The organism is Streptomyces melanogenes (genome assembly GCF_014649795.1).
Lineage (GTDB): Bacteria > Actinomycetota > Actinomycetes > Streptomycetales > Streptomycetaceae > Streptomyces > Streptomyces noboritoensis.
In genome coordinates this window covers 105,485-117,741 of sequence record NZ_BMTS01000016.1, presented here as the reverse complement: position 1 = coordinate 117,741, position 12,257 = coordinate 105,485, and the positions used below count along the sequence as shown (strand labels likewise).

11 protein-coding genes and 1 tRNA gene are annotated in these 12,257 nt (G+C 69.3%); 6 read left to right on the top strand and 6 right to left on the bottom strand.

The window, feature by feature from the left end; all coding sequences use genetic code 11:
• Positions 1-49: 49 nt before the first annotated feature.
• Positions 50-123 (top strand) — tRNA-Thr (locus tag IE252_RS30320).
• Between the two features lie 70 nt (positions 124-193).
• Here the strand turns inward: IE252_RS30320 and IE252_RS30315 are convergent.
• Both IE252_RS30315 and IE252_RS30310 read right to left on the bottom strand, forming a co-directional pair.
• The gene (locus IE252_RS30315) at positions 194-556 is read right to left on the bottom strand and encodes a hypothetical protein (protein ID WP_190092612.1); all 363 of its coding nucleotides are present in this window, start codon (positions 554-556) and stop codon (positions 194-196) included.
• 50 nt (positions 557-606) lie between these two features.
• A complete protein-coding gene (locus IE252_RS30310) occupies positions 607-846 on the bottom strand; it encodes a hypothetical protein (RefSeq protein ID WP_190092611.1) in 240 nt (79 codons plus the stop codon).
• A gap of 172 nt (positions 847-1,018) precedes the next feature.
• Between IE252_RS30310 and IE252_RS30305 the strand changes: the two genes are divergently transcribed.
• Together IE252_RS30305 and IE252_RS30300 are read left to right on the top strand one after the other, a co-directional pair.
• The gene (locus IE252_RS30305) at positions 1,019-1,807 is read left to right on the top strand and encodes a GntR family transcriptional regulator (protein WP_190092660.1); all 789 of its coding nucleotides are present in this window, start codon (positions 1,019-1,021) and stop codon (positions 1,805-1,807) included.
• Positions 1,808-1,811: 4 nt separating this feature from the next.
• Entirely contained in the window at positions 1,812-2,570 is a 759-nt protein-coding gene (locus tag IE252_RS30300; protein ID WP_190092610.1) for a glycosyltransferase family 2 protein, read from the top strand.
• 68 nt (positions 2,571-2,638) lie between these two features.
• On the opposite strand, the gene IE252_RS30295 is transcribed toward IE252_RS30300, so the two are convergent.
• Together IE252_RS30295 and IE252_RS30290 are read right to left on the bottom strand one after the other, a co-directional pair.
• On the bottom strand, positions 2,639-3,562 hold the full coding sequence (locus IE252_RS30295; RefSeq protein ID WP_190092609.1) for an FkbM family methyltransferase: 924 nt from the start codon (positions 3,560-3,562) through the stop codon (positions 2,639-2,641).
• 103 nt (positions 3,563-3,665) lie between these two features.
• A complete protein-coding gene (locus IE252_RS30290) occupies positions 3,666-4,904 on the bottom strand; it encodes an amidohydrolase family protein (protein ID WP_190092608.1) in 1,239 nt (412 codons plus the stop codon).
• A 178-nt stretch (positions 4,905-5,082) separates the two neighbouring features.
• Between IE252_RS30290 and IE252_RS30285 the strand changes: the two genes are divergently transcribed.
• The 3 genes from IE252_RS30285 (at position 5,083) to IE252_RS30275 (ending at position 11,459) form a co-directional block, all read left to right on the top strand.
• Positions 5,083-5,532: a DoxX family membrane protein gene (locus tag IE252_RS30285; RefSeq protein WP_190092607.1), complete on the top strand. Its 450-nt coding sequence runs from the start codon at positions 5,083-5,085 to the stop codon at positions 5,530-5,532.
• 112 nt (positions 5,533-5,644) lie between these two features.
• On the top strand, positions 5,645-6,169 hold the full coding sequence (locus IE252_RS30280; RefSeq protein ID WP_229848875.1) for a hypothetical protein: 525 nt from the start codon (positions 5,645-5,647) through the stop codon (positions 6,167-6,169).
• Between the two features lie 1,255 nt (positions 6,170-7,424).
• Positions 7,425-11,459: an nSTAND1 domain-containing NTPase gene (locus tag IE252_RS30275; RefSeq protein WP_190092605.1), complete on the top strand. Its 4,035-nt coding sequence runs from the start codon at positions 7,425-7,427 to the stop codon at positions 11,457-11,459.
• A gap of 285 nt (positions 11,460-11,744) precedes the next feature.
• Here IE252_RS30275 and IE252_RS30270 read toward each other — a convergent pair whose 3' ends face one another.
• Positions 11,745-11,960 carry a hypothetical protein gene (locus IE252_RS30270; RefSeq protein WP_190092604.1) on the bottom strand — a complete coding sequence of 72 codons (216 nt, stop codon included), beginning with the start codon at positions 11,958-11,960 and terminating at the stop codon, positions 11,745-11,747.
• Positions 11,961-11,970: 10 nt separating this feature from the next.
• Positions 11,971-12,219 (bottom strand): hypothetical protein, encoded by a 249-nt coding sequence (locus tag IE252_RS30265; RefSeq protein WP_190092603.1) that lies wholly within the window; start codon positions 12,217-12,219, stop codon positions 11,971-11,973.
• Positions 12,220-12,257: the final 38 nt, after the last annotated feature.

Below are 12,257 nucleotides of genomic sequence, written 5' to 3'. Positions count from 1 at the left end.
CTGTGTAGACTTGGCCGCGTTGCTGATCGCACCATGGTGCGGACGGCGCGCCGCCTTAGCTCAGTTGGCCAGAGCAACGCACTCGTAATGCGTAGGTCTCGGGTTCGAATCCCGAAGGCGGCTCCGTGGAAGCCCCAGGACTCACTCGACGTGACCTGGGGCTTTTGCTTTTGCTGACCCCCGCCTCTGAAGCTCAGGAGGCCTGGGCGTGGCGCCAGGCGCGGTACTCCTCGCGGACGTACGCGCGGAAGTCCTCGGCGCCGGCCAGCTCCGCTCCCCTGTAGGTGAGCGTCCCGTGCTTCGCGTCGTACGCGGCGAGGCTCTCCGCCGCCTGGACCGCCGTCGCGATCGACTCGGCGGCGACCTCGGACGGGCGCGCGGCCTCCTCCTGGAGCGCGATGCGGTCGAGGGCCGCGGCCTCCCGGAGGCGGATCTCGCGGACCGCTGACGCGTCGGTCGGCGGGGTGTAGGCGTGCCTCGCGATCCATTCGATCTCGGCCGCGATGTCGGGAGCGCTCACGTACGCGACCTCGGGTCCGCTCGGTTCGTTGGTCATCGGGCATCCTCCTCGGGGAAGTGGTTCGCTCGGGCGGAGCGGGTAGGTCGCTACCCGGCCGTCAGCAGGCTGGTGTTTCCGTCGGCGGCCGCGAGGAGCAGGCCGCGGAGGTCTCCGCCCACGGCGGCGACGCGGCGCTCCAGGGCCCGCCACGAGTCCTCGTCGATGGCCATCAGGGCGGCGACCGCGACGGAAACCTTTCCTCGCTCCAAGGCGGCGAGGGCGTCACGCAGGTCGCCGACCGCCATCAGGGTGGGGCGCTCGGAGGTGGCCGCATTCGGCTCGGACATGGGTTGTCTCCCTCGTCGCAGGTCAGTTGATGAAGTGGCGATTCCTTAAGAGGTCTTGTCCTCAAGTCCTCCTTATGAGTTTCCAGGAGTGTGGCGGACGGCTCTCCACTCGTCAAGACCTCTTGATGACTCGTATGCTGATCGAGGTCGCACGACGGGAACGGTGAGCACGGTGGCAAAGGTCTACGAGCGGATCGCGGATGAGCTCAGGGAGTCCATCCGGGCGGGTCAGCTGGCTCCGGGGGACCAACTGCCCACAGAAGCAAAGCTGTCCGAGCGATTCGGGCGGAGCGTGCCGACGATCCGGGAGGCGCTACGTCTGCTGAGGGATGAAGGCCTCGTCGAGAAGCAGCACGGCCGGGGCAACTTCGTACGCCGCCCGCGTACGACGGTGGTGCGCTCGAACGTCCGCCACCAGTGGGAGAAGGACCGGGCACGCGAGCCGGAGCCCATGCGGTTGCAGACGGGCGCCACGGAGCACGACACCGGGCTGACGGTCAACGACCTCGTCTTCTATGCGTCGTACCGCGAGGCCAAGGCGGACGCGGAGCTGGCGGAAGCCTTCGGAGTCCCGGAGGGAACGCTTCTCCTCCAGCGCACCTACCGGACCCGCTACAGCGCGGAGACTGCCCCGTTCAACCTCGTGACCTCGTATCTCATCCACGAACTCGTCGCCGGCAATCCGGCTTTACTGGACGAGACCAAGGAGCCGTGGCCCGGCGGCACCATGAACCAGCTCTTCACCATCGGCATCGAGCTGGGACGCATAGAGGAGCGGGTCACCGCGCGCCCGCCGACGCCGGAGGAGGCGGAGGAGCTTGAGCTCCCGCCCGGGACGGCGGTCGTGCTGCTGCGGAAGACCTCGTACGACATCAATGACCGGCCTGTGGAGATCTCGTACGTCACGGTGCCCGGCGACCGCACAGAAATGATCTTCAATACTCCACTGGAAAGGTGGTGACGCCGTGCCCCGGCGCATCATCGTCGTGACCGCTGTGCACCCGCCGTCCGCCAAGTTCCTGTCCGAGGCGTACAAGTCGCTGTGCGACCAGGAGCTCCCGGACGGCTGGGAGTGGCACTGGGTCATTCGCGAGGACGGGCGCAGCGAGGACGTCGCTCCGCACGTTCCCGACGATCCGCGCGTGACCTTCCGGCAGGGGCGCGCCGGTGGCCCCGGGGTGGCGCGCACGATGGCGCTGGCGGATGCCGACGGCGACTACGTCAAGATCCTCGACGCCGACGACCAGCTCGCTCCCGGCGCGCTGGCCCGCGACTTGGCCGTACTCGAATCCGACCGCACCATCGGTTGGACGACGTCCCGGGTGCTCGACCTCCTGCCCGACGGCTCGACCCTCGGCTTCGACCAGGACCCGGAAGGCGGCCCGATCGAGCGCGGCGAGGTGCTGCGCCACTGGCAGGAGCACGGCTACCGCGCACAGGTGCACCCGGCGACCCTCTTCGTACGCCGTGATCTCCTCGTCGCGCTCGGCGGCTGGATGGCGCTTCCGGCTTCGGAGGACACGGGTCTGCTGCTCGCGCTGGACGCGGTCAGCCGCGGGTACTTCACGCGCGAGGTCGGCCTCATCTACCGCAAGTGGGAAGGGCAGTCGACGAGCCAGGCGGCCCACACGGACACCACCGAGCGCGATGCGCGCATGGCGGTGGTGGAGGCGAGGGCCGCGGCGCTGTCGAACCTCCAGTGGCACTTCCCGGCGATGGACTGACCAGCGCTGCGGTTCGCATAAGAGCTGTACGGGAGAGCTGTACGCGGGCAGTCTGCTCCCCGACGTGGTCACGGGAGACTCTCGGCGTCGACGCGAGAGAAGACCAGGTCACTCTCCGAGTCGACCGGCGCGCGCCAGCGAACCGGCACCGCGGCCGGGCTGCTGAGCGCGGCCGGGTAGGACTCGGGGGAGTAGTCGTTGGTCAGGTGGTACGTGTGAAACCCGTGCTCCCGCATGGTGGCCAGCAGCTCGGTGACGTCGTCGCCGAGCTGCCGCATGCGGTGGGGGGTCACCTCGACGGTGATCTCGGCGTCGGGGCGGAGCTTGCCGAGCATGGGGGCCAGGCCCCGTACGACGCTTCCCTCCGCGCCCTCCACGTCGATCTTGATGATGCGGGCGTTGGCGATCTCCTGCGGGGCGAGGATCTCGGGCAGGGGGTGCGACTCGATCTCGAAGGTGGACTCTGCCGGGCCCTCGTACGGGACGGTGCTCGTCGCGCCCATGTTCCGTGAGCTGGCCAGGATGAACTTCAGCAGCTGGTTCCGGTCGGAGACGGCGGAGTTGACCGCGCGGATGTTGCCGCAGTCGTTCAGCCGGGCGTGCTGGAGCACCCGGCGATGGAACGCCGGGGAGGCCTCCACGGCCACCACGCGCCCCGCCCCACCGACCAGGCGTGAGGCAAGCACGCTGTAGTAACCGATGTTGGAGCCGACGTCTATGAAGGTGTCCCCGGGACGTAGCCGACGCTCCAACCACCGCGTCATGTGCGGTTCCCAGACGCCGTACAGGTAGAGGTACCGCTGGATCAGGTCCGTCGTATCGACGGCGAAGCGCGCGCCGAAGCGGGTGCGGGCCATGCGCTGACGGGGGCGATCCCGTAGCCGAGGGTTCAGGTAGTGCGCGGAGAGCGGAGCCTTGCCGAGTGCGGTGGGGGCGTGGCGCACATAGCCGCGCCCCACGGTGACCAGGGCCTCTGACACGGGATTGCTCATGCGTCCACCTCTCCGCCGTCCACCTCTCCGCGGGTCTCACCTTGAACGGTAACGCTGAGGGCGCGCACGCCCCCAGCGTCCGGCTGCGGCGAAACCCGAGGCGTCAGGCGGTCGAGCCGACCCTCCGCTCCCGGTCGAATGGAAGATCCAGCATGCGGATGGCGTTCCCGCGCAGGAGCTTGTACGCCACCTCTTCCGGCAGGCCGCCCACGTGGTCCTCCGCCACCTTCTTGGTGTGCGGCCACGTCGAGTCGACGTGGGGATAGTCGGTCTCGAAGGTGGCGTTGTCGACGCCCACGGTCTCGATGGACGCGATGCCGTGCTTGTCGCGGAAGAAGCAGCAGAAGATCTGCCGGTAGTAGTACGTGGAGGGCGGCTCGGGGATGAGGTCCTTGACCCCGCCCCAGGCGCGGTGCTCCTCCCATACGTCGTCGGCGCGCTCCAGGGCGTACGGGATCCAGCCCATCTGGCCTTCGCTGTACGCCAGTTTGAGGCGCGGGAACTTCACCAGGACGCCACTGAACAGGAAGTCCATCATCGAGGCCATGGCGTTGTTGAAGCTGAGCGAGGCCTGGACGGCGGGCGGGGCGTCGGGGGACGCGGCGGGCATCTGGGAGCTGCTGCCGATGTGCATGTTGACCACGGTCCCGGTCTCTTCGCAGGCCGCGAAGAAGGGATCCCAGTAGCCGGAGTGGATCGACGGCAGGCCGAGGTGGGTGGGGATCTCGGAGAACGTCACGGCCCGTACCCCGCGTGCGGCGTTGCGGCGGATCTCGGCGACGGCGAGGTCGATGTCCCACAGCGGGATGAGGCACAGAGGGATCAGCCGCCCGCCGCTGTCCCCGCACCACTCCTCCACCATCCAGTCGTTGTACGCGCGCACGCAGGCCAGCGCGACCTCCTTGTCCTGGGCTTCGGCGAAGGTCTGGCCGCAGAACCGGGGGAAGGTGGGGAAGCAGAGGCTGGCCTCGACGTGGTTGAGATCCATGTCGTCCAGCCGCGCCTTGGGGTCCCAGCAGCCCCGCCGCATCTCCTCCCGGGTGATGCCGTCGAGCGTCATCTCGTCCCGGGAGAAGCCGACGGCGGCGATGATCCGCTTGTACGGGAAGAGCAGGCCCTCGTACTCCCACCAGTCGGTGATCTGGCCCGCGGGGTCCGTGGTGAACCGGTACTTCCCGCCGACGTACGCCAGCTCCCCGATGCCTGCGGTGAAGGGCTTCGGCCCCTTGTCGCGGTACTTGCCGGGGAGCCACGTCTCGAAGAGGTGCGCGGGCTCGATCACGTGATCGTCCACGCTGATGACCCGGGGCACGCCACCGGTGCCGATGTCGCCGTTGACCACGCCGTCTACCCCCTACTGCCTGCCGGTTCAACCGACTCGAATCTGACGATCCATCAGATCGAGGCTAGGGGGTCACTCGCGGGGCGGCAAGGAGCAGCGCGAGCCGGACTCTTGCGCGACTGCTCACCTTCACGGTCAACTGACGACCCATCAGGTACGCCCAAGGGAGGGATCGGCCGTGGAGACGATGTGGCTCGGCGGAGCGGAGTGGTTCGCGGTCCTGCGGATCGGGCTCGGCCTGTGGTGGCTGGAGAGCTGGCGCCACAAGGACAAGAAGACATGGTTCGCCGGCGGGGGCATCTCCTGGGCGGCGGGAATCGCGAACGAGCACCGCTGGCCGTTCGTACGGCACGGCTTCGACCTGGTGGTGAAGCCCCGTCCCAAGCTGATGGCGTACGTCGTCGCCTACGCGGAACTGGCCCTCGGCCTCGGCCTGATCTTCGGCTTCCTGACGCCGGTCGCGCTCGTGGGCGGGTTGCTGCTGAACCTCATCTACTTCGTGCTCATGATCCACGACTGGGCGGAGCAGGGGCAGAACCTGATGATGGCGCTCATATCTGCGGCTGGGCTGTTTGCTGTGTGCTGGCAGAGGTGGTCTGTTGATGATGCCTTGGGGTTGTTCTCGTAGCGCTGAGCCCTTCTGGTGCGGCCCGCCTAAGATCCTCTGGACATCTACATGTCTGCCGCGTCTGGGGGATGCAGTGGGGGCCGTCGAGCAGCTTGTCACCGTTGCCGCCGTGATGCTGGGTGCGGGGACCACGTACGTGACGAACCACGCGATGGAGCGGAGCCGTAACCACTACCAGCTCCTGACCAGGTGGGACGACAAGAAGATCGACGCCTACGCCAACTACGTCGACGCGGTGAAGGCGAAGATCGCCATGGCTGTCCGGCTCTATGAGTTCGGGGAGGGCCTGCGCCAGGAGGAGAGAACCGAGCGCGAGCTCCGTGACGATCTGGCGGACGCCTCGCTCACCTGGGGGCGCAGCTTCGAGCGGGTCATGCTGCTCGGTGGGGACGATGCGATCGAGGCGGCGCACGAGCTGAACGTCGTCCTCGCGGAGATCGAGTGGCAGGCCACGGGGAAGATAGCCGGGAGCTTGGAGGAGTGGCGCCAGCGGCACCGTGGTGCGTTCCGTGTGATCAACGCGTTCCATGAAACGGCGCGGGCGGATCTCGGCATTCAGGGGAGGGTCACGGGCGAGAAGCACCCCGAGCGCGATCTCCTGCTGCCGTCGGCCCGCCGTGACGGCGACGCTTCCTGACCGGATTCAAGGGCCGCACTGGTTTGTTGGCGCTGGACGTGTCACCCTGCCGCGCAACCGTTGCCTGGGGCGAGCAACGGCGCTTGATCACCGTGGTCCGGGAAGACAGGGAGATGGCGATGAGCGAACCCGCTGGCACTGAGCAACTGGCCACCTCACAGGCCGAGGGCGGCACGGCTTCGGCAGCTGCGCTCAGGAAGGTGCACGCCGCACGAGGCAGAAGGGCCTTGGACCGTGCTGCGGCTGCGTGCCGCTACGCCGGCGTCGAGGAACATGACGCCCAAGCCGTGCCCAGAGACCCCGCCGCGAAGGCAGCGAACGCCCTCCGCCTGTCCGCGCAGGTCCTCGCGGAGCTGGACCACTCACCCCTGGACCCAGCAGCGGACGCCCGCTGCGCGAGGAACGCTGCCGCCGCCGCGGCTATCGCCGCTCAGGTAGCTCGTGACCATGGTGGCGCGACGGAGCCGTCCGCCGCCGCTTACCGAGCGGCATTGAAGGCGTCCCAGGCTGCTATGCAGGCTGCGGGCAGCGAGGGTATGGGCAGGAATGAAGGCTTGAATGCCGACGCGGATGCGGCTGAGGCTGATGCGTCGCTTGCTGCTCGGGCGGCGGGTTGGATCTAGAGCTGGAAGGCGAGCGGCCATTTACGGAGGAGGCATGGGAGCTCAGGAGTGAGCCGGGCCTGGTCGAGAGCCCGTCCCGAGGTCCGCAGCACCTCGTCGTACCCAGCAACGCCAAAGAGGCCGCTCCCCGAGAGAACCCCCCGAGAGAACGGCCTCTTCCGCATCGGCTGCTGTCGGCGCCCTCTGAGGCCGGCCGAAGCATTCACACCCGACCGCATGGGCCCGGCGCCAGTCCCTCCCCTGTTGGGACCGGTGCCGGGCCACACGGTCGGCGTCGATCCGTGCCGGGTATGTGGCGCGGATCAAGGGATGCCGGACCCGTGGATGGACCAGCCGTCCGCATACGGCCGGCTCCACGGATCCCTCAGGCTCACGCGGCGAGGCCGTCGCCGCCCTCTCGTGGCTCCGAATCGAAGCTGACCGAGAACATGCGGCATCATGAGCTGTCTCTTCGAGCGCCGGGCTGGTGGCCCTGCCTGGGCGTTGCCCGGTTGGTGCGCTACTGAGTCGAGATCCTGCCAGCCGAGGCTTCCGCCGAGGAGGCCCTGGCATCGTTTTCACGGCTTAACCGCAGGTCAGCCGTATAGGGTGAGTTTTCCGGTCCGGATGTCCAGGCGCGGGGGAAGTGAGGAGTGGAGACCTTGAGTTCCGACTCAGGGGCACGCATAGCCTTCGCGGAACGTCTCGCGCTGCTGTATACGGAGGCCGGTAATCCGCCTCTCAAGCGCGTGGCCGAGGCGGTCGTCCGGCTTCAGCGGGTCGACGAGCGAGGGCGGCCCGTGCGGGTGTCCGCTCAGCGAATCAGCGACTGGCGACGGGCCCGGAACGTGCCTGCCCAGTTCGCCGCCCTCGCCGTGGTGCTGCACGTCCTGATCCCCGAGGCGCGGCGCTCGCGGCCCGCACCCGTGTCCAAGGGCCTGTACGACATGGCGCACTGGCAGCGCCTGTGGGAGCGCGCGGTTGCCGACCCTGTTGGTGATCGCCCCGCCTCGCCCGAGGAAGAGGAGCGCCCCGCGGTCGAAGCGGGGGCCGTCCCCGGTGGCGTGTGCCCGTACCGAGGCCTGGCTTCGTACCGTCAGCAAGACGCCCGGTGGTTCTTCGGTCGCGAGCGGAGCAGGGACGCCCTCGTCGCGCAGCTTCGCGCGGCGGAGAAGACCGGCGGCCTGGTCATGCTCGTGGGCGCCTCTGGAGCGGGAAAGTCCTCCCTGCTCAACGCCGGGCTGGTGCCCGCGTTGCGGAACGCCGGACCGAGTGACGAGGACAGCCAGGCGCGGGAGGTGCTTCAGCTCGTACCGGGAAGTGATCCTCTCGCGGAGCTGACCCAGCGGATCCCCGAGCTCGCACCCGTCGTCTCCGCCGCAGCGGAGCCCGGCACTCCGCAGTTCGCGCACGCGGTGAGGGAAGCCGTCACCGCATGGGCCCGACGCGAGACCCCTTCCCCCGCCAGCCCCGCCAGTCCCACCCCACCCGTCCTCATCGTCGACCAATTCGAGGAGACCTTCACCCTCTGCTCCGACGAGGCGAACCGGCGTACGTTCGTCCAGCTCCTCCACGCCGCCTGCACGCCCGCCGATCCGGGCGAACCGGGTGAACCGGGCAACCCGGCCCCCATGCTCATCGTCCTCGGCATACGCGCCGACTTCTACGAGCGCTGCCTCGCGTACCCCGAACTGGCCGACGCGCTGCAACACCGCCACATGGTGCTCGGGCCGCTGACCACCGCGGAGCTCCGCGAAGCGGTGGCCGGCCCGGCCAAGGCCGTGGGAATGGAGCTCGAACCGGGGCTGGCGGAGCTGATCGTCCGGGAAGTGAGCGCCGACGGGCCCCGTGGGGTGCACGACGCGGGGGCGCTGCCGCTCCTCTCCCACGCCCTCCTCGCCACCTGGCAGCGACGGAAGGCGGGGCGGCTCACGCTGGCCGGCTACCGCGCGGCGGGCGGAATCCAGGGAGCGGTGGCGGCGACCGCCGAGCGCGCCTGGTCGAGCCTCGACCCGGCGGCCCGTACGGCCGCGAGACTGCTCCTGCTCAGGCTGGTCAGACTGAGCGAGGACACCCAGGCCACCCGTAGACGGGGGACGCGGCGCCAACTGGCGGAGGAGTCGACGGACCCCGGCAGGACGGAGGAGTCGCTCGAAGCGCTCGTGCGCGCCCGCTTGGTGACGCTCGACGCGGAGACCGTGGAGATCACCCATGAGGCGCTCCTCCACGCCTGGCCGCGCCTGCGCGACTGGATCGACGAGGATAGAAGCGACAATCTGCTCCGTCAGCGGCTGGAGGAGGACGGCCGGGCCTGGGAGGACTCGAAGCGGGACACCTCGCTGCTCTACCGGGGTTCCCGCCTGGAGCAGGCCCACGCCTGGGCGAAGTCCGCCGGAAACACCTTCCTCACCCGGAACGCGGTCGAATTCCTGGCCGCTTCGGTCAAGCTGCGCAAGCGCACGGTCTGGATCAGTCGCAGTGCGATATCCGCCCTGGTCGTCCTGGCGATACTGGCCGTCTGCGCGGCGTGGGTCGCACGGGAGCAGCGGGACGACGCCGTGTTCGAGCAGGTGGTCGCCGAAGCCGACCGCGCCCAGCACACCGACCCTTCGCTCTCCGCTCAGCTCGCCCTGGTGGCGCACAACCTGCGGCCTCACGACAAGGGCGCGAACAACCGACTGATCTCGATCGTGAACGCTCCGCTGGCCACTCCGCTCCTCGGCCACACCGGAGCCGTCTACCTCACTTCCTTCAGCCCGAACGGCCGGATCCTGGCCACCGCCAGCTACGACCGGACCGTTCGCCTGTGGGACGTGGCCGATCCGACCCAGCCCAAGCAGCTGGGCAAACCGCTCACCGGCCACACGAGCTGGGTGAGCAGCGCGGTCTTCAGCCCGGACGGCAGCACCCTCGCCAGCGCCTCGGACGACGGAACGATCCGGCTGTGGGACGTACGGAACCCGAGCCGCCCGCAGCCGCTCGGCGCTCCCCTGACCGGCCACGACAGCACGATCTACCTCCTCGCCTTCAGGCCGGACGGGCACACCCTGGCCTCCGCCAGCGAGGATCACACCGTACGGCTGTGGGACGTGGCCGACCCGCGCCGGCCGAAAGCCCTCGGCTCCCTGACCGGCCACACCGCCGCCGCCCGTTGCGTGGCGTTCAGTCCGGACGGGCGGACGCTGGCAGCGGGTGGCGACGACGGCTCGATCAGGCTGTGGGACACCGCGGACCCGCTCAGACCGGTGCCGATCGACACGGTGCTGACCGGCCACACCGGCACGGTGCACTCCGTGGCCTTCAGCCCCGACGGCCGCACCCTCGCCAGCGGCGGCGCGGACGACACCATCCGCCTCTGGAACGTGGCCGACCCCCGTCACGCGGCCCCCCTCGGCACACCGCTCACCGGCCACACCGGCCCCGTCTGGTCGGTGGCCTTCAGCCCGGACGGCACCAAACTCGGCGCCGCCAGCGCGGACAGCACGGCGAGCCTGTGGAACGTCAGCGATCCCGCGTACCCGTCGCAGGTCGGCGAGCCCCTCGCGGGGAGCAGCGGCGAGATGTACGCCCTGGGCTTCAGCCCCGACGGCCGGACCCTCGCCACCGGGAGTGGCGACAGCAAGGTCCGTCTGTGGTCGATACCGACGTCGGACATGATTGGCCGTATCGGGGCGTTCCGCCCGGACGGGCGGGTGCTCGCCACGGCCGCGCGCGACCGCAGGGTCCGGCTGTGGAACGTGGAGACGCCCAACCGGCCCGTGTCGCTGAGCGAGCCGTTCACGCCGGGGGACGGTGACGTACGTTCGCTGGCGTTCTCTCCCAACGGCCGCACGCTCGCGGTGCTGATGAGGAACCGCGCGGTGCAGCTGTGGAACGTCACCGACCCGACCCGTCCCCGCCCCTACGGGTCGCCTGTCGCCCTGCGTACCCGTTTCTCGGGCCCCGACGCGCTGGCGTTCAGCCCGGACGGGCGCACGCTGGCGACCGCGTACGACGACCGCACGATCCAGCTGTGGAACGTCGGCGATCCGGCCCGGCCGCGCCCGTTCGGCACGCCGCTCTCGGGTCACAAGGGGTACGTCAACTCCCTCGTCTTCAGCCCGGACGGCCGCACTCTCGCGTCCGGCAGCGCGGACGGCACCATCCGGCTGTGGGACGTGGCCGACCCGCGCCGGGTCCCCCCACTCGGCGCACCCCTGACAGGACACCTCGGTCCCATCAACGCGCTCTCCTACAGTCCGGACGGTCTTACGTTGGCCAGCGGCAGCGACGACGACACGGTCCGCCTCTGGAACATCACCGACCCGCTCAAGGCGGCCCGGCTGGGCTCACCGCTCACCGGCCACACCGAAGCGGTCGTGTCCCTGACGTTCAGCCAGGACGGCCGCACCCTGGCGAGCGGCGGCAACGACAACGCGGTCCGGCTCTGGAACGTCGCCCACCCGTCCGCGGCCACCCCCATCGGCAAGTCGATGAGCCCCAACGCCAAGACGGGAAACTTCCTGTCCTTCAGCCCCAACAGCCACATGCTCGGAGTGTCGAGCGGCAGCGATACCGTCCGGCTGTGGAACTTGGACGCGGATGAGGCCATCAGCCGTATTTGCGCGACCACTCGGGGTGTCCTGACGCCAGATAAATGGCATGAGAATCTACCTCGTCTGTCGTACTCGCCTCCTTGCGACCAGTAACCACGCGATGTGATCCCGATCACAAGTCGCCGTTGAGGCCGAGCAGGCCATTCCCGCAGCGCAAGCAGGGTTGTTAGGGTTGGCTACAGCCCGATCGCTGGTGCATCCCCCGTCGCCAGCGGTCGGGCGCTTGCGTGTCCGCCAGGAATTGCGAAGCGCTTTTCGGCGACCGATATCTGGCCCACACCAAGCCAATAGCTGGGCATAACGCAGATCGGGCCGGGGGTGCTTGTGGGGGAGCCGGGCTTGATCCCGCTGGCAGCGGGGCAGGAAATTCCTGGGCTTTTAGGTGCCGCCGCCCGGCCGGTACGCCGGTCCGGTGTCACCCCGCCCCGCCCTGCCAGGCGCCTCCTCCCAGACCGCGCGGAGGTCGTGGGCGTGGACCGTGATCGTGGCGTCCGCCAGGGCTGTCTCGTGGGTGCAGCCGCCGTCGTCGGCGGGCAGGAGCTCGTCGAGGAGGACGGCGTCCGACCGCATCCAGTCGATCTTGACGTATTTCATCGGCAGCCGATCAGTAGTAGTCCTCGTGCTTCCGGTCCCGCCCCGTAGGGGTCAGCTCCTCGCGTTCGAACTGCACCGTGTAGTCGTAGTCGTCCACCATGACCGCGTAGGCCGGGGGGACCGCCGGGTCGCGGGGTTCCGTGATGCCGAGGATCGCGCCCAGGCGGCCCGCCAGTTCCGGGCGGCGGGGGGAGTGGGTGATGCGTACTTCGGCGTAGAAGTGGAACGCGTCCTCTTGGGGCTGTTCGGTCTGGTCCATCGTGGGCGGTCCGTTTCCTGCTGTCTTGGCGGCTGTGA